This is a genomic window from Rhodobacter sp. SY28-1 (genome assembly GCF_005222785.1).
Taxonomy (GTDB): Bacteria; Pseudomonadota; Alphaproteobacteria; order Rhodobacterales; family Rhodobacteraceae; genus Tabrizicola.
In genome coordinates, this window is record NZ_STGH01000001.1 from 417018 (window position 1) to 434909 (window position 17892).

A 17892-nucleotide genomic window follows, 5' to 3' on the forward strand; every position below is an offset into this window, starting at 1 on the left:
CCAAACTTCGGGGTTCCGATTAGCGGAAAGCGGGGGCGAGGGGAAGTCAGCCGATGAAGCGGGCGTAGAGGTTGAAGAGGCCGAAGAGGATGGGCTGGTGGACGAGGTAGATGATGAGGCTGTGACGGCCAGGGAAGGTGAGGGCGTTGGTCAGGCGTGAGGGTGCGGTGCCGCGCCATTGGTCGAGTTTCAGGGCCTTTGCCACGGCGATCCCGGCCAGGGCGGGGGCGGCCCAGGGGATGAGGGGGACATAGTCGCCCATCATGGGCCGCGTTTCGGCAAGGCCGGTCCAGACGAGCCAGAGCGGGTCAAAGGCAGGGAAGCGCGGGCCCAAGGCGGCGGCGAAGATCACGGCGGCGAGGGCGAGGGTGACGGGCCAGGGGAGGCGCAGGGCGATGAGGCCGATGAGGGCGGTGGCGGCCATGGCGTGGAGGATGCCGAACCAGATCGGGCCTCCGGGGACGAACCAGATCGAGCCAGCGGTGACCAGCGCGGCGGCGGCGGCGATCATCGCCCAGCGTTTCCAGAACGACGGCCAGCGGATGCCGCGCCCGTGGGCGAGCCAGAGGCTGATGCCGGAGAGGAACAGGAAGCTGCCGGCGATCATCCGGGCGAAGTAGTACCAGAACGGCTGGGACATCGTGCCGGGGTCGATGTGGCCGAAGAGGGCGAGGTCGAAGGTGAAGTGGAAGATCACCATCGCGACCACGGCGAGGGTCCGCGCGGCGTCGAGGCCGATCAGGCGGCCAGGAGGGAGGAGGTCGGAGGCGCTGGACATGGCGCGAAGGTGGCGCGGAACGGCGGGGGCTGCAAGGCGGGTTCGTAGGGTGGGCAGCTTTGCCCACCCTACCTATGGGTCACAGTTCTTCGATTGCCAGAACGCCCTGCATGGCCTTGATCGCGCCCTTGACCTGCGGGGTGATCGGGTAGCTGTCGGGGAGCGCGATGTCGATCTCTCGTCCCTGGGGATCAGTGATGCAGAGGGTGATCGTGCCCCGGCTGCGACCTTCGACCCGGGCGAGGAGCGAGGCGAGCGATATGGCGGCCTCGGGCCTGGTGAGGTGGATACGGAGGTCAGGGGCACCCGCCTGCGCGGCGACCATGTCGATCGGGGTGATGCCCTGGGCGAGGAGTTTAAGAGTGTCGCCCTCAAGCTCGGCTTTCACGGTGAGGACGACGTTCTCCCCGGCGTCGAGGTAATCGCGGGAGGCTTCGAGGACGTCGGAGAAGCAGGTGACCTCGTAGAGGCCGGTGGGGTCGGAGAGTTGGATGAACGCGAAACGGTTGCCCTTGGCGGATTTGCGTTCTTGGCGGGAGGACACCGACCCTGCCAGTTTGGCGATGCAGGGGCCGCGTTCGGCCTTCTGGGTGACTTGCGCCAGCGTCTCGACGCCCTTCTTGCGCAGCGCTGACATGTAGTCGTCCAGCGGGTGGCCAGAGAGGTAGAAGCCGATGGCCTGGTGTTCCTGAGACAGGCGTTCGGTCGGAAGCCAGTCGTCACGGAAGGGAAGGCGGGGTTCGGGGATGTCGGCCCCGGCGGTGCCGAAGAGGGAGTTCTGGGCGGAAGCGGCGGCCTCGTGGATCGCGGCGGAATAGGCGACGAGGGGGTCGAGCGCCTCGAACACGCGGGCGCGGTTGGGGTCGAGCTGGTCGAAAGCCCCGGCGCGGGCGAGCATTTCGAGGGGGCGTTTGCCGATGCGTTTCAGGTCCACGCGGCGGGCGAAGTCGAAGAGGGTGGCGAAGGGTTTGTCCTGGCGCGCCTTGACGATCAGGTTCATCGCGTCGACGCCGACGTTCTTCAACGCGCCGAGGCCGTAGACGATGGCGCCGTCGCGGACGGTGAAGGTGGCGAGGCTCGCGTTGACGCAGGGAGCGATGGTTTTCAGGCCCAGCTTGTCGACCTCACGCTTGTAGACCGCCAGCTTGTCGGTGAGGTGGATGTCGCAATTCATCACGGCGGCCATGAACTCGGCGGGGTAGTTCGCCTTGAGGTAGGCGGTCTGGTAGCTGACCACGGCGTAGGCAGCGGCGTGGGATTTGTTGAAGCCGTAGTTGGCGAACTTTTCCAGCAGGTCGAAGACCTCACCGGCTTTCTTGGCGTCGATGTTGTGGGTGGCCTTGCAGCCTTCGATGAACTTGGGGCGTTCCTTCGCCATTTCCTCGGCGATCTTTTTCCCCATCGCGCGGCGGAGGAGATCGGCGCCGCCGAGGGAATAGCCCGCCATGACCTGGGCGATCTGCATCACCTGTTCCTGGTAGACGATGATGCCCTGGGTTTCCGCAAGGATGTGGTCGATGGTCGGATGGATGGATTCCAGGTCGCGGAGGCCGTTCTTCACCTCACAATAGGTCGGGATGTTTTCCATCGGGCCCGGGCGGTAGAGGGCGACGAGGGCGACGATGTCCTCGATGCAGGTGGGCTTCATCCGCCTAAGCGCGTCCATCATGCCGGAGCTTTCGACCTGGAAGACGGCGACGGTTTTCGCTGACGCGTAGAGGTCGTAGCTGGGTTTGTCGTCCAGCGGGATCAGGTTGATGTCGAACTCGATCCCCCGGAGTTTCAGGAGGTCCATCGCGTTCTGGATCACGGTCAGGGTTTTCAGGCCGAGGAAGTCGAACTTCACCAGACCGGCGGCTTCGACCCATTTCATGTTGAACTGGGTCGCGGGCATGTCCGAGCGCGGGTCGCGGTAGAGGGGGACCAGCTGGTCCAAGGGGCGGTCGCCGATCACGACGCCCGCGGCGTGGGTCGAAGCGTTGCGGTAGAGGCCTTCGATCTTGGCGGCATAGTCCAGCAGACGCCCGACGACCTCTTCCTTTGCGGCCTCGCGCAGGCGGGGTTCGTCGGCGAGGGCCTTGGTGATGCTGACGGGCTTCACGCCTTCCACGGGGATCATTTTCGACAGCTTGTCGACGTGGCCGTATGACATCTGGAGGACCCGGCCCACGTCGCGGACGGCGGCCTTGGACAGCAAAGCACCGAAGGTGATGATCTGGGCCACCTTGTCGCGGCCGTATTTTTCCTGGACGTATTGGATCACCTCTTCCCGGCGGTCCATACAGAAGTCGATGTCGAAGTCGGGCATCGAGACGCGTTCGGGGTTCAGGAAGCGTTCGAACAGCAGCGCATAGCGCAGGGGATCAAGGTCGGTGATCGTCAGCGCATAGGCGACGAGGGAACCTGCGCCCGAGCCCCGGCCCGGACCCACGGGAATGTTGTGGTCCTTGGCCCATTTGATGAAGTCGGCCACGATCAGGAAATAGCCGGGGAAGCCCATCTTTTCGATGATCGACAGCTCGAAATCGAGGCGCTCCTGGTATTCTTCGGGCGTCGCCGAATGGGGGATGACCTTGAGGCGGGCCTGGAGGCCTTCGTTGGCCTGGCGGCGGAGTTCCTGCACCTCGTCATCGGCGAATTTGGGGAGGATCGGTTTGCGCTTTTGCGCGGCATAGGCGCAGCGGCGGGCGATCTCGACGGTGTTCTCCAGCGCCTCGGGGAGGTCGGCGAAGAGGGCGACCATCTCGGCTTCGGACTTGAAGTAGTGCTGCGGCGTCAGGCGGCGGCGGGGCTGCTGCTGGTCGACGTATGCGCCTTCTGCGATGCAGATCAGGGCGTCGTGCGCCTCATACAGGTCCGCCTTGGGGAAGTAGACGTCGTTGGTGGCGACGATGGGGAGGCCAAGTTCGTAGGCAAGGTCGATGGCCCCGCGTTCGGCAAGGGCTTCGGTTTCTGGAAGCGCTCCGCCCGGGCCGGGGTGGCGCTGCAGTTCGACGTAGAGGCGGTTCGGGTAGATCGCGGCAAGGCGTTCCAGGATTGCACGGGCCTTGGCCTGCTGGCCGGTGGCGTGGAAGCGGCCGAGGGGGCCTTCGGGGCCGCCGGTGAGACAGATGAGGCCGTCGGCGTGTTGGGCCAGTTCGTCGAGCGTTACCTGCGGCAAGTTCGACGAGCTGTCGATGGTGCCCTCGATGTAGAGAAGCGTGTTGAGCCGCATCAGGTTCATGTAGCCGCGTTCGTTCTGCGCGAGGAGGACGATGGACGCGGGAAGGCGGGGTTTCTCGCCCGGCTGGGCGGGGTCGTGGGCGATGCTGATCTGGCAGCCGACGATGGGCTGTACCCCTGCGCCCATGGCGGTGACAGAGAATTCCAGCGCGGCGAACATGTTGTTCGTGTCGGTCACCGCCACAGCAGGCATGTTCTGCGCGGTGCAGAGGCCGACGAGTTTCTTGACCGGCACCGCGCCTTCAAGAAGCGAGTGTTCTGTGTGGGTGCGAAGGTGGATGAATCGGGGATTTGCGCCGGGCATGAGGCGAGTCTAGCGCAGGTTCGCAGGTGACGGGAAGGCTCGTCGTGGACTTCGTCACTCCTCGCAGGACGCACCGACGAGGAGTCGAAGACGAACGAGGAGGTCAGGCTTCCTCGGCCAGCGCGCGGATGACCGAGGGTCGTTCGGACATCATCTGACGGTGGGCCATGACTCGGGGGATCTCCGCGGTGTCGACCTGGTCGCCCTCGATCCAGGTGGACATGGTGAAAAGGTAGGGGTCGGCGATGGTGTAGGTGTCGCCCATCACGAAGGGGCCTTCCAGCATGGTGTCCTCGACCAGCTTGAAGGCGGCGGTGACTGAGGTGGGGACATAGGATTTCAGCGCGGCCTGGGCGGCGGGGTCGTCGGTCCAGCGGTTGCCGCGAGGGCCGTGGGCGTGGGCAACGTGCAAGGTGGACGAAAGGAAGGCGTTGAAGGACTGGAGCCGGGCCAGGGCGAAGGGGTCGGTGGGGGCGAGGTTGGCCACCGGGAAGGACTGGGCGACGTAGGTCAGAAGCGCGGTCGTCTCGGTCAGGATACCTTGTGGGGTGGCAAGGGCGGGGACGCGGCCCTTTGGGTTCACGGCGAGAAACTCGGGTGCGCGCTGCTCGCCCTTGGCGAAGTCGATGCGGTGCAGCGTGTAGTCGGTCCCGGCGTCGATCAGAGCGATATGGGTCGCCAGCGCGCAGGTCCTGGGGGTGTAGTAGAGCGTGAGCATGATCCGTCCCCGTTGTTGGTTCGGGTCATCCTGTCAGATCGCCGCGTGGGGCGCAGCCCGAAACTTTGCAGGTCCGGGCTGCGGGTATGCGATCCTCAGGCCGCGATGCGGGGCATTGGGCGCAGGGCGGCAAGGGTCGCGAGGGCGATGATCGAGCCGATGCCGCCGAAGACGGCAAAATCGCTCCACGACGGTTTAATCACCATCAGGAAAACGATGGCGAACTGGACGGCATAATCCATCGTCGCCAGCCGGTAGAGGCGGTTCGCCTGGGGCAGAGCGGCCTCGGCGCCGTGGTCTTCGGCGATCTTGATCGCGCGTTCACAGCCCGGACCGATGACAGTGGCCCCGAACCCGGCGGTGAAGAGTACGCCGATCAGACCGAGGACGGTGAACGGTTGCCAGCCCCAGCCTGCGACAAACAGGAGCGCCACGCCAGTGGCAAGGGTCAGGACGCTGGATGGAATGAACAGACGGGGGGCAAGCAGTGTCGTGGCCCGCATCACCGCGATGCGCGTTTCGGCGCTGGAGTGACGGGCCATGAACATGCCGGCGATAATCATGGTAAAACCACCGCCGACCCAGAGGACGGCGGCGACGACGTGAGCGAATTTAAGGAGGGAAGCGAAGTCCATTCGAATTATCCATTTGTAGAACAGTTGATGGCTGCCCAATAGTCCGCGGTGCTGCGAAGGGCGAGTAGGGGAAGCCTTACCTTGGGTCAACTGTCGCTAGGACAGCCTCGCGCTGCCGGAATTTTCGGCAAATCTTGAAAACAGCTTCGCCTTTTGCGGAAGAGTTTGTTCTTGCCTTGAATCGTCCGACCGCGCTTGATGGAATGATAATCAGAAGAAGGGGCGCGTGGGTCGCTTTACGCCGCATCGGGCGACCACGCAAAGTGCTCCAAACGGGGAGACCGCGGCGGGCTGACGGATGAGCATTGCGTTTCTGTTGAACGGAACGCCGGTTCGCATCGAGGGGGAAGCCCCGACGCGGACCCTGCTGGACTGGCTGCGCGAAGTGCATGGTCTGCGCGGGACCAAGGAAGGCTGCAACGAGGGCGACTGCGGAGCCTGCACGGTGATGGTCACCGATGGCTCGGGGTCAAAGGCGCTGAACGCCTGCATCCTGTTCCTGCCCCAGTTGCATGGCAAGGCGGTGCGGACGGTTGAGGGTGTGTCGGGGCCTGATGGAGCGATGCATCCGGTGCAGGCGGCGATGGTGACGCATCACGGGTCGCAGTGCGGGTTCTGCACGCCGGGGTTCGTGGTCAGCATGGCGGTGGCGCATCTGAACGGGGACCGCGCGCATGATGATGCGCTGGCGGGGAACCTGTGCCGGTGCACGGGCTATGCGCCGATTGTCCGGGCGGCGGAGGCTGCGGCTGACGCGCCTGTGCCGGAGTGGATGAGGGCTGATCGTGACGCCGTTGCGTCCTTTGCGGCAGGCGAGGCGGGGGTGTTCCGGCCCTCTGGGTCGGATGAGCTGGCGGAGTGGTATGTGGCCAACCCCGACGCGGTGCTGGTGGCGGGCGCGACGGATGTGGGGCTTTGGGTGACAAAGCAGCTGCGCGATCTGCGTCCGGTGGCGTTCCTGAATGGAGTCGAGGACCTGAAGGGCATCGAGGTGCAGGGCGGGCAGCTGCATGTCGGGGCCTGTGTCACCATCAGCGCGCTGCGGGAGGCGGTGGCGGAGCGGTTGCCATCGTTTGGCGAGCTGCTCCGGCGGTATGCGTCTGTGCAAGTGCGGAATGCGGCGACGATCGGGGGGAATATCGCCAACGGCTCGCCCATCGGGGACGGGCCGCCGGCGCTGATCGCTCTGGGGGCGACGCTGCATCTTCGGCGGGGCGATGAGATGCGGTCGATGCCGCTGGAGGACTTCTTCCTGGAGTATCGCAAGCAGGATCGCCGCCCGGGGGAGTTCGTGGCGGGGGTGTCGTTCCCGGAGCGGGCGGAGGCGCTGCGCTGCTACAAGATTTCCAAGCGGTTCGATCAGGATATCTCGGCGGTTTGCGGGTGTTTCAATGTAGCCGTGGAGGGCGGCGTCGTGACCTCGGCCCGGATCGCATTTGGCGGCATGGCGGGGGTGCCGAAACGCGCTTCTGCGGCTGAGGTGGCGTTGGTCGGGAAACCCTGGACCGAGGCCACGGTGGAAGCGGCGGCCGAGGCGATGGCGGGGGATTTTGCGCCGATGTCGGACATGCGGGCCTCGGCTGGGTATCGGATGCTGACGGCGCAGAACCTGCTGCGTCGGTATTTCCACGATCTGTCGGGGGTGCCCGTCTCGGTGCTGGAGGTGATGCCATGAGCATGGGGAAAGCCCTGCCGCATGACGCGGCGCCGCTGCATGTGACGGGGCAAGCGCGGTATGTGGATGACCTGCCCTTGGCCAGTGCGCTGCATCTGGCCTTCGGGCTGTCGACCGTGGCGCATGGCGAGATCACGGGAATTGATCTGTCGGCGGTTCGGGCGGCCAAGGGCGTTTTCGCGGTGCTGTCGGCCGACGATCTTCCGGACATGCCGGATTGCAGCCCTTCCGCGCATGACGAGCCGCTGCTGGCGGTGGGAAAGGTCCACTACGTCGGGCAGCCGGTATTTCTTGTGATTGCCGAAAGCCACCTCGCGGCCCGGAAGGCGGCGCGGTTGGGGAAGATCACCTATCGCGAGTTGCCGGCGCTGCTGACGGTGGACGATGCGTTGGCGGCGAACAGCCGGTTCGAGCAGGGGCCGGTGGTCTGGGCGAAGGGCGATGCTGCTCGGGCCATCGAGGGGGCACCACGGGTCGTCGAGGGGTCGTTCGAGGTGGGGGGGCAGGAGCACTTCTATCTGGAGGGGCAGGTCGCGGCGGCGGTGCCTCAGGAAGGCGGGGATGTGGTTGTCCATTCCTCGACCCAGCATCCGACCGAAGTGCAGCACAAGGTGGCGCACGCGCTCCACCTGCCGATGAGTGCGGTACGCGTGGAAGTGCGCCGGATGGGCGGGGGGTTCGGGGGTAAGGAGAGCCAGGGGAACGCGCTGGCGATTGCCTGTGCGGTGGCGGCGCGTCTGACGGGGCGGCCGTGCCGGATGCGGTATGACCGGGATGACGACATGGTCATCACGGGAAAGCGGCATGATCTGAGGATCAAGTATCGCGCGGGGGTGGATGATGAGGGCCGCATACTGGGGCTGGAGTTCACGCATCTGTTCCGTTGCGGGTGGTCTCAGGACCTGAGCCTGCCGGTGGCGGACCGGGCGATGTTGCATGCGGACAACTGCTATCACCTGCCGCATATCCGCATCGAGAGCCACCGGCTGAAGACCAACACCTGCAGCGCCACGGCCTATCGGGGCTTTGGCGGGCCGCAGGGGATGGTGGGCGTCGAGCGGGTCATGGACCATGTGGCCTTCGTCGTGGGGCGCGAGCCGCTGGAGGTGCGCAAGGCCAACTTCTATCGCGGGATGGCCAGCCCCGGGGGCGCTTCGCCCCCCGGACCCCCCGAGGATACTTCCGGACAGAAAATGGGGGAGGTCGATCTGACCTCTCGTGGGGCGGCGGCTCCGGTAGGATCGCATGATCTTGCGCCGGACGGGCGGGTTCAGACGACGCCGTATCACATGCCGGTGGAAGACTTCATCGGGCATGAGCTGGTGGCGGAGTTGGAGCGGACCAGCGACTACCGGGCGCGGAAGGCGGAGATCGCGGAGTGGAACCGGCGGTCTCCGGTCCTGAAGCGGGGGATCGCGCTGACGCCGGTGAAGTTCGGGATCTCGTTCACGCTGACCTGGCTGAACCAGGCGGGGGCGCTGGTGCATGTTTACCAGGACGGGTCCATCGCGCTGAACCATGGCGGGACCGAGATGGGACAGGGGTTGTTCCAGAAGGTGGCGCAGGTGACGGCGTCGGTGTTCGGGGTGGATGCCTCGGTGGTGAAGATCACGGCGACGGATACCGGGAAGGTGCCAAACACGTCTGCGACGGCTGCGTCGTCGGGGGCGGATCTGAACGGGATGGCGGCGAAGGCGGCGGCGGAAACGATCCGCGGGCGGCTGGCGGAGTTCATCGCCGAGAAGCATCAGGTTAAGCCCTCCTCTGTCCGGTTCGTGGATGGGACGGTGAAGGTCGCCGGGGAGGTCTACGACTGGGCGCGGGTGGTGGCCTGGGCCTATCAGGCGCGGGTCTCGTTGTCCTCGACCGGCTATTACGCGACGCCGAAGATCATCTGGGACCGCGTGAAGGGGACGGGGCGGCCATTCTTCTACTTCGCTTACGGGGCGGCGGTGACCGAGGTTGTGATCGACCGGCTGACCGGGGAGAACCGGATTTTGCGGGCGGATCTGCTGCATGACACGGGGACCTCTTTGAACCCGGCCCTGGATATCGGGCAGGTCGAGGGGGCTTATGTTCAGGGCGCGGGGTGGCTGACGACCGAGGAGCTGGTCTGGGACGGGAAAGGGCGTTTGGCGACGCATGCGCCGTCGACCTACAAGATCCCGGCCTGTTCGGATCGGCCTGACGTGTTCAACGTGGCCTTGTGGGGCAAGCCCAACCGCGAGGATGCGGTGGGCAAGTCGAAGGCGGTGGGCGAGCCGCCGTTCATGCTGGGGATCTCGGCGCTGTACGCGCTGTCGGATGCGGTGGCGGCTTGCGGGGATGGGTCGGTCTATCCGGCGCTGGACGCCCCGGCGACAGCGGAGCGGGTGTTGATGGCGGTGCGGAGGGTCGAGCGTGTTTGACCTTTCGGCATTGGCGGCAGCCTTGGCGGTTCACGGGCGGGTGGCCCGGGTGGTGATTGCCTCGGTCGAGGGGTCCAGCCCTCGTGAGGTCGGGGCTTCGATGCTGGTCTGGGATCACGGTCAGTCGGGGACGATTGGCGGCGGGGCGCTGGAGTTCGAGGCGGCGGCGAAGGCGCGGGAATGGTTGGCGGGTTTCCCCCTCACCCCAACCCTCTCCCCCGGTGGGGAGAGGGGGTATGTTGCACCCCGGGTTGAGCGGATTGCTCTGGGGCCGTCGCTGGGCCAGTGCTGCGGTGGGGCGGTGGTGCTGTGGACCGAGGTATTCGAAGCGGTGCCGGAGGCTGTGGCCGGCGTCGTGGCACGCGGTGCGGACGAGATGCCCTTGGCGGTCAGCCGGGTGCTGGCGGCGGCTCGGGGGCAAGGGGTGCGGCCTGCGCCGGGGCTGATAGCGGGCTGGCTGGTGGAGCCGGTGGCTGAGGCGGATCGCCAGGTCTGGGTTTGGGGTGCGGGGCATGTGGGGCGGGCTTTGGTGTCCGTGCTGGCCCCGCTGCCCGGGATTGCGGTGACCTGGGTGGATGTGGCGGCGGAGCGGTTTCCGGATCTGGTGCCGGAGGGGGTTACGGTCGTTCCGGCGAGCGATCCGGCTTTGGTGGCGGATCACGCGCCCGTGGGGGCGGAGCATCTGGTGCTGACGTTCTCCCATGCGCTGGACCTGGAGCTGTGCCATCGGCTGTTGCTACGCGGTTTCCGGTCGTGCGGGTTGATCGGTTCGGCGACGAAGTGGGGGCGGTTCCGGTCTCGGTTGCGGGCGGTGGGGCATGAGGCGGGGTCGATCTCGCGGATCAGGTGTCCGATTGGCGATCCGTCTTTGGGCAAGCATCCGCAGGCGATTGCAGTGGGCGTGGTGGCGGAGATGTTGCGGGCTTCGGCCCTGGCGGTGGGGGAGAAGCGGGCATGACCAGACCTGAACTGCTGCGGGTTGAGGGGATCACCAAGGCCTATCCGGGGGTGGTGGCGAACTCGGACGTGTCGTTCTCCATCGGCGAGGGAGAGATCCACGCGCTTCTGGGCGAGAACGGGGCGGGGAAGTCGACCATGGTCAAGATGATCTATGGTCTGGTCCGACCGGATACGGGGACGATGACCCTACGGGGCGCGGCTTACACGCCGTCGAAGCCGGCCGAGGCGCGGCGGCTGGGCGTGGCGATGGTGTTCCAGCACTTCAGCCTGTTCGAGGCGCTGAATGTCGCGGAGAACGTCGCGCTGGGGATGGAGAACCCGCCGCCGATGCGGGAGCTGGCGGCGAAGATCCGGGCGGTGTCGGAGGAGTATGGGTTGCCGCTGGACCCGTCGCGGATGGTGGGGGACCTGTCGGCGGGGGAGCGGCAGCGGGTGGAGATCATCCGGTGTCTGCTGCAGGACCCGAAGCTGTTGATCATGGACGAGCCGACGTCGGTGCTGACGCCGCAGGAGGTGGAGATCCTGTTCCGCACGCTGCGGCAGTTGTCGAGCGAGGGAACGGCGATCCTGTACATCAGCCACAAGCTGGAAGAGATCAAAAGCCTGTGCGACGAGGCGACGATCCTGCGCCGGGGGAAGGTGGTGGCCACCTGCACGCCTCGGGAACGTACTGCGCGGGAGATGGCGGAGCTGATGGTCGGCCAGGCGCTGAAGACGCCCGAGCGGCGGGTAGGGGCGAAAGGCGAGGTGGCGCTTGGGGTGTCAGACCTGTCGGTGGAGTCGCCGATTCCGTTCGGGACCTCGTTGAAAGGGATCAGCTTCACGGTGGCGAAGGGCGAGGTGCTGGGCATCGCGGGGGTGGCTGGGAACGGACAAGATGAGCTTTTGCTCGCATTGTCTGGGGAGCTGAAGGCGGCGGCGGACAAGGTGCGAGTATCGGGTCAGCCGGTCGGCGACCGGGGACCGGTGGATCGGCGGAAGGCTGGGCTGGTGGCGGCGCCGGAGGATCGCTATGGGCATGCGGCGGCTCCGGACATGTCGTTGGTCGAGAACGCGTTTCTGACGGCAGGCGTCCGCAAGGGTTTGACGAAGAACGGGTTCGTGGACTGGGCAGGCACCCGCAAATTCGCCGAGGAGATCATCAAGGCTTATGACGTACGCACGCCGGGGCCGGATGTGGCCGCACGGGCATTGTCGGGTGGGAACCTGCAGAAGTTCCTGATGGGGCGCGAGTTGATGCAGGGGGCATCCGTCATCGTCATCAACCAGCCGACCTGGGGGGTGGATGCGGCAGCGGCGGCGCAGATCCGGCAGTCGATCCTGGACCGGGCGGGCGAAGGCGCGGCGGTCGTGGTCATAAGTCAGGACCTCGACGAGCTTCTGGAAGTCTCGGACAGCTTTGCCGTCCTGAATGAAGGGCGGCTGACCAAGCCGCGGCCGGCGGAGGGGCTGACCATGGACGAGATCGGATTGATGATGGGCGGCGCCCACGGGATGGAGGTCGCGCATCATGCTGATGCTTGAAAAGCGCCCGACGCCGAGCCGGTTCTGGCTGTATGCGACGCCGCCCGTTGCGGTGATCCTGACGATGATCGCAGGCGGCATCCTGTTTGCCGCGATGGGCAAGAACCCGTTCGAGGTGATCCGGACGATCTTCTGGGACCCGGTCTTTGGCGAGTTCGCCTTCTATCTGCGCGGGCAGCTTCTGGTGAAGGCAGGGCCGCTGATTCTGATTGCCATCGGGCTTGCGCTGGGGTTCCGGGCGGGGATATGGAACATCGGTGCCGAGGGCCAGTACATCATGGGCGCGATCTTCGGCGCCAGTGTCGGGCTGGCGGTGTTTCCGACGGAAAGCCGGTGGATCTTTCCGGTCATGGTGGTGGCAGGGGCCTTTGGCGGCTGGCTGTGGGCGATGATCCCGGCGATCCTGAAGACGCGGTTCAACACCAACGAGATCCTGGTTTCGTTGATGCTGGTCTATGTGGCCGAGACGATCCTCGCCAAGGCCTCGACAGGTTTCCTGAAGAACCCCGAGGGGATGGGCTTTCCGGGAAGCCGCAACTTCAGCAGCTATCCGGCGGCGCAGAACGGGTTCCTGTATGAGCCGCTGGGCCTGCATTGGGGTGGCGTTGCGGCGCTGGTGACGGGGGTGCTGGCCTATGTCCTGCTGACGCGGCATCAGGCGGGATTCCAGATCCGGCTGGCCGGGCAAGCGCCAAGGGCGGCGCGGTTCCACGGGGTGTCGCCTGCGCGGCTGGTGGTGCTGTGCATGGGGATTTCCGGCGCGCTGGCCGGGCTGGCGGGGATGTTCGAGGTGACGGGACCGGCCGGGCAGATCAGCATCGACTTCAACACCGGCTACGGGTTCACCGCGATCATCGTGGCCTTCCTTGGGCGGCTGAACCCCTTGGGGATCGTGCTGGCCGGGTTCCTGATGGCGCTGACCTATGTGGGGGGCGAGATGGCGTCGACGAACCTTGGCTTGCCGGATGCGGCGATCCAGGTGTTCCAGGGGATGCTGTTGTTCTTCCTGTTGGCGGTGGATGTGTTGACGAACTATCGGTTCCGGCTGGCTGTGGGGGCGCGTTGAGATGGACTTTGGTGGGATCAATCCGGTCATCCTGATCGCAACCCTGATGGCCTCGGCGGTGCCGATCCTGATGGCGGCGCTGGGCGAGACGGTGGTGGAGCGCGCGGGTGTGCTGAACCTAGGCGTCGAGGGGATGATGGTCATCGGGGCCCTTGGCGGGTTCATCGTGGCGGTCGAGACGGGAAGCCCCGTGCTGGGCTTTGTCGGCGGGGCCGTGGCGGGGGCGGTGCTGAGCCTCATCTTCGCGCTGCTGACCCAGGTGTTCCTGGCGAACCAGGTGGCGACGGGGCTGGCGCTGACACTGTTCGGACTGGGTGTGTCCAGCCTTGGCGGGCAAGGCTACAACGGGATCAAGCCGCCGCCGACCACGCAACTGCTGCCGGACGCTCTGGCAGACCTGCCGGTGGTGGGGCCGATTGTCTTTGGCCATGACTGGGTGGTCTATTTCAGCATCGCGATGACCGCCGTGCTGTGGTGGGTGCTGAAGGCGACCCGCGTGGGACTTATCATCCGCGCGGTGGGCGAAAGCCATGAGGCGGCCCATGCGCTGGGTTACAAGGTCAACCGCATCCGGCTGATGTGCATCGCCTTTGGCGGGGCGATGGCGGGGATGGGCGGGGCCTATGTCTCGCTTGCCCGGGTGCCGCAGTGGGTGGACGGGATCACGGCGGGGGCGGGGTGGATCGCGCTGGCCATAGTCGTCTTCGCCAGCTGGAAGCCCTGGCGTGTGCTGATCGGTGCCTATCTTTTCGGCGGGATCACCGTGCTGCAACTGAACCTGCAGGTCGCGGGCAGTGGCATCCCGGTCGAGTACTTGTCCATGGCCCCCTATCTGATAACCATCCTTGTGCTGGTCATCATGTCTGCGGGACGCAAAGCGAATGGCGCTCCGGCTGCGCTGGGCCAAAACTTTCACGCCTCGCGTTGAGGCCTACAACTGCAGGGTCGCAACAGGCCCTGCCACCAAGGGGAGAACGAGTATGAAACGGAGAAATCTGCTGGCGACCGCCGCAATGGGGCTGCTCTTGGCCTCGGGCGGCGCCTTTGCGCAGGGCATGGACAAGGTGAAGGCCTGCTTCGTCTATGTCGGCCCGATCGGCGATGGCGGCTGGACCTTCCAGCACCACCAGGGCGCGCTGGCCGTGCAAGAGGCCTATGGCGACAAGGTCGAGATCCAGTATCAGGAAAACGTGCCGGAAGGTGCAGACGCCGAGCGCGTGCTGACCCAGATGGCGCTGGGCGGCTGCAACATCATCTTCACGACCTCGTTCGGCTACATGGACCCGACGAACGCCGTCGCGGCCAAGTTCCCGGACGTGAAGTTCGAGCATGCCACGGGCTTCAAGCGGGAGCATCCGAACGTTTCCACCTACAACGCCCGCTTCTATGAGGGCCGCGCGATCCAGGGCCATATCGCGGGCAAGATGACCAAGTCGAACAAGATCGGCTACATCGGGTCCTTCCCGATCCCCGAGGTCGTCATGGGGATCAACAGCTATTACCTGCACGCCAAGAAGGCGAACCCGAACGTCGAATTGTCGGTCGTCTGGGCCTTCACCTGGTTCGACCCGGCCAAGGAAGCCGACGCGGCCAAGGCGCTGATCGACCAGGGCGTGGACGTGATCGCGTCGCACACCGACTCGACTGCGCCCCTTGCCGAGGCTGCCAAGACCAACGGCGCGGTGATCGGCTTTGGTCAGGCGTCGGACATGGCGGAATACAAGGACGGGCCGCGGGTGTCGTCGATCATCGACAACTGGGCGCCCTACTATGTGAAGCGCGTCGGCGCTCTGCTTGACGGGACCTACGCGCAGCAGGACGCCTGGGAAGGCATCGCGGGCGGCGAAGTCGAGATCGGCGAGATCACGGCAGCGGTTCCGGCCGAAGTGAAGGCCGAGGCGGAGGCGCTGCGCGATGCGATCGCGGCGGGGACCTATCACCCGTTCACCGGGCCGATCAACAAGCAGGACGGCTCGCCCTGGCTGGCAGAGGGCGCGACTGCCCCCGATGGCGACCTTCTGGGGATGAACTTCTACGTCGAAGGCATCGTGGGCGACATCCCGCAGTGATGGGGCAGCCCGTCTGACAGGTAAAGGCCCGCTTCTGGCGGGCCTTTTTCATGCTGCGGGCCTGTGGCAGGGTGCGGCCATGACACAGATTTCCCAAGGGCTGGCCTTCGGGGCCATGCAGTTCGGCACCACCGCCGATGACCGTGCGGCGGCGGCGATGGTCGAGGCCTGTCTGGAGGCAGGTGTCCGCGATTTCGACACGGCGCATGGCTATGGCGATGGGGCGTCCGAGCGGATGCTGGGTGCGCTACTGCGCGGGGTCGAGGGCGTGCGGATTGCCACCAAGGCGGGCTATTTCGGCGGGGCAGGACGCGCGAACCTGCGGGCGCAGCTGTCGGAAAGCCTGGACCGGATCGGGCTGCCGCTGGACCTGTTCTACCTGCATCGTTTCGACCCCGGCACTCCGCTGGAGGAAACGGTGGCGGCGCTTCTGGAGGTGAAGGCCGAGGGTCTGGCGCTGCGTGTCGGCGTATCGAACTTCGCGGCCTGGCAGGTGATGAAGGCGCAAGCGATTGCCGGTGCGATGGGCGGGCGGATCGACGCGATCCAGCCGATGTATTCGGCGGTGAAGCGGCAGGCCGAGGTCGAGATCCTGCCGATGGCGATGGATCAGGGGATGGCGGTCTACAGCTATTCGCCACTGGGCGGTGGGTTCCTGACCGGAAAATATGCGGCAGGGGGCGAGGGGCGGCTGACAACGGATGCGCGCTATGCCCGCCGCTATGCCGGTGTGCCTGCGGGCGTGGATGGGGCTTTCGCGCGGCTGGCGGCCGAGGCGGGTCTATCTCCGGTGACGCTGGCGGTTGCCTGGGTGATGGCGCATCCGGCGCGGGTGGTGCCCATCGTCTCGGCCCGCGATGCGGTGCAGCTGGCCCCGGCGCTGGCGGCTGCCAGGGTGCGGCTGGACGATGATCTGTATGCCGCCGTGGCCGCGCTGGTCCCTGCCCCGCCGCCCGCGACCGACCGCAGCGAGGAAGGGCCGGGTTGAAACCGGCGGGCGGGAGTGGTTTGAGGGGCGGGTAAGGCGGGGGGCAAGCATGGACGCGGATTTTCTGATTATCGGGGGCGGGATCGCGGGCATCTCGGCGGCGGCGCGCATGTCGGAGCTGGGGTCGGTCATCGTGCTGGAGACCGAGGAGGCGCTGGCGCATCACGCTTCGGGCCGGTCCGCCGCGCTGTTCGAGCCGCGTTATGGCGCACCTGCGGTGGTGGGGCTGTCGATGGCGTCCGAGGCCTACTTTCGGTCGGTGCCGGGGGTGCTGTCACCGCGCGGGCTTTTGCTGGTGGGGAAGGCCGACAGGGCGGAGGCCTTCGAGCATGATCTGGTGGACATGCACTTCGACCGGATCAGCGTCGAGGAAGCGCGGGGGATCGTGCCGATCCTGAACCCGGACGTCGTGGCGATGGCGGGTTACGCCGCCCATGCCGAGGATGTGGATACAGACCTTCTGGTGCAGGGCTTCGCGCGTGAGGCCAAGGGGCGCGGGGCTAAGGTGCTGACCAAGGCTCGGGTGACGGCGATTGCGAAGGAAGGTGCGGGTTGGCGCGTGACCTCGTCTGCGGGGGAGTTCACCGCGCGGATAGTGGTGAACGCGGCGGGGGCCTGGGTGGACCAGGTAGCCGCGATGGCCGGGGTGCGGCCGCTTGGCTTCACGCCCTACCGCCGGTCGATGGCGCGGATTCCGGCACCGGGCGGGCATGATGTGAGCAAATGGCCGATGATGTTCGGACCCGGCGAGGACTGGTACGCAAAGCCCGATGCGGGGGCGCTGATCGTCAGCCCCGCCGAGGAGGACCTGATGGAGCCGCATGACGCCTGGGCCGACGACATGGTGCTGGCGGAAGGCCTCGCGCGATATGAGGAGATGGTTACGGAACCGGTGACGCGGCTGATTTCCAACTGGGCGGGTCTGCGGACTTTTGCGCCGGACCGGGTGCTGGTCATCGGGCCGGACGCGCGGGAGCCTGCGTTCTTCTGGCTGGCGGGCCAGGGCGGCTATGGGTTCCAGACAAGCGCGGCGGCAAGCCGTCTGGCCGCCGACCTGATCGGGGGGCGGACGCCCGAGCTGGACGCGGAACTGGTCGCACAACTGGCGCCCTCACGCTTCGGTTGACGCACGTCAAGGCTCCTTTCCGGTCCCTGTGCAATGCAGTGGGCCGGAAAAGGAGACCGCGATGACCGAAGGCTACGCCACGAAGATCACCGACATGCGCAAGGAGTTGCGCGCCCTGAACGCCCTGGTTCCGGAAACGGCCAAGGGTTTTGGCGGGCTGTCCAGGGCCGTCAAGGACAACGGACCGCTCAGCGTGAAGGAGAAGGAATACATCGCGCTTGGCATGTCCGTGATCCTGCGCTGCGAGCCTTGCATCAACTTTCACGTCGAGGCGCTGATGAAGGCGGGTGCGACGCGCGAGGAGCTGGGCGATGTTCTGGCCATGGCGGTGCAGATGGGCGGCGGGCCGGGGCTGATGTACGCCGGGCACGCGCTGGCCTGTTGGGACGAATTGTCTGCAGCCTGATCCAGCGACGGAA

The 17892-nt window shown here is 66.2% G+C and carries 14 protein-coding genes; 10 read left to right on the top strand and 4 right to left on the bottom strand.

From position 1 onward, the window contains the following. Nucleotides 1-46: 46 nt before the first annotated feature. From E8M84_RS02085 to E8M84_RS02100, 4 genes are all read right to left on the bottom strand, one after another. Nucleotides 47-778, bottom strand: a complete 732-nt coding sequence (locus tag E8M84_RS02085) for a heparan-alpha-glucosaminide N-acetyltransferase (RefSeq protein ID WP_137109513.1) — start codon at nucleotides 776-778, stop codon at nucleotides 47-49. A gap of 79 nt (nucleotides 779-857) precedes the next feature. Beyond that, complete coding sequence (gene dnaE / locus E8M84_RS02090; RefSeq protein WP_137109514.1) at nucleotides 858-4304, bottom strand: DNA polymerase III subunit alpha; 3447 nt, start codon at nucleotides 4302-4304, stop codon at nucleotides 858-860. Between the two features lie 103 nt (nucleotides 4305-4407). Next, nucleotides 4408-5022: a glutathione S-transferase family protein gene (locus E8M84_RS02095; protein WP_137109515.1), complete on the bottom strand. Its 615-nt coding sequence runs from the start codon at nucleotides 5020-5022 to the stop codon at nucleotides 4408-4410. 95 nt (nucleotides 5023-5117) lie between these two features. Continuing rightward, a complete protein-coding gene (locus E8M84_RS02100; RefSeq protein ID WP_137109516.1) occupies nucleotides 5118-5657 on the bottom strand; it encodes a DUF2269 family protein in 540 nt (179 codons plus the stop codon). Between the two features lie 298 nt (nucleotides 5658-5955). Here E8M84_RS02100 and xdhA point away from each other — a divergent pair, with 298 nt between their 5' ends. The 10 genes from xdhA to E8M84_RS02150 all read left to right on the top strand — a co-directional run bounded on the left by xdhA (nucleotide 5956) and on the right by E8M84_RS02150 (nucleotide 17879). Further along, nucleotides 5956-7332: a xanthine dehydrogenase small subunit gene (gene xdhA / locus E8M84_RS02105; protein WP_137109517.1), complete on the top strand. Its 1377-nt coding sequence runs from the start codon at nucleotides 5956-5958 to the stop codon at nucleotides 7330-7332. Continuing rightward, nucleotides 7329-9740, top strand: a complete 2412-nt coding sequence (xdhB, locus tag E8M84_RS02110; protein ID WP_137109518.1) for a xanthine dehydrogenase molybdopterin binding subunit — start codon at nucleotides 7329-7331, stop codon at nucleotides 9738-9740. Before xdhA ends, xdhB begins: the two co-directional genes overlap by 4 nt. Continuing rightward, nucleotides 9733-10698 carry a xanthine dehydrogenase accessory protein XdhC gene (gene xdhC / locus E8M84_RS02115; protein ID WP_137109519.1) on the top strand — a complete coding sequence of 322 codons (966 nt, stop codon included), beginning with the start codon at nucleotides 9733-9735 and terminating at the stop codon, nucleotides 10696-10698. The genes xdhB and xdhC overlap by 8 nt, the downstream gene beginning before the upstream one ends. Further along, nucleotides 10695-12224, top strand: coding sequence for an ABC transporter ATP-binding protein (locus E8M84_RS02120; protein WP_137109520.1), 1530 nt, complete (start codon nucleotides 10695-10697; stop codon nucleotides 12222-12224). Before xdhC ends, E8M84_RS02120 begins: the two co-directional genes overlap by 4 nt. After that, nucleotides 12211-13290, top strand: a complete 1080-nt coding sequence (locus E8M84_RS02125) for an ABC transporter permease (RefSeq protein ID WP_137109521.1) — start codon at nucleotides 12211-12213, stop codon at nucleotides 13288-13290. The genes E8M84_RS02120 and E8M84_RS02125 overlap by 14 nt, the downstream gene beginning before the upstream one ends. A gap of 1 nt (nucleotide 13291) precedes the next feature. Continuing rightward, the gene (locus tag E8M84_RS02130) at nucleotides 13292-14218 is read left to right on the top strand and encodes an ABC transporter permease (protein ID WP_137109522.1); all 927 of its coding nucleotides are present in this window, start codon (nucleotides 13292-13294) and stop codon (nucleotides 14216-14218) included. Nucleotides 14219-14270: 52 nt separating this feature from the next. Next, the gene (locus tag E8M84_RS02135) at nucleotides 14271-15359 is read left to right on the top strand and encodes a BMP family ABC transporter substrate-binding protein (RefSeq protein WP_137109523.1); all 1089 of its coding nucleotides are present in this window, start codon (nucleotides 14271-14273) and stop codon (nucleotides 15357-15359) included. 79 nt (nucleotides 15360-15438) lie between these two features. Next, on the top strand, nucleotides 15439-16347 hold the full coding sequence (locus E8M84_RS02140) for an aldo/keto reductase (protein WP_137109524.1): 909 nt from the start codon (nucleotides 15439-15441) through the stop codon (nucleotides 16345-16347). A 49-nt stretch (nucleotides 16348-16396) separates the two neighbouring features. Continuing rightward, complete coding sequence (locus E8M84_RS02145; RefSeq protein ID WP_137109525.1) at nucleotides 16397-17473, top strand: FAD-binding oxidoreductase; 1077 nt, start codon at nucleotides 16397-16399, stop codon at nucleotides 17471-17473. Between the two features lie 61 nt (nucleotides 17474-17534). Beyond that, nucleotides 17535-17879, top strand: coding sequence for a carboxymuconolactone decarboxylase family protein (locus tag E8M84_RS02150; RefSeq protein WP_137109526.1), 345 nt, complete (start codon nucleotides 17535-17537; stop codon nucleotides 17877-17879). Nucleotides 17880-17892 lie beyond the last annotated feature (13 nt).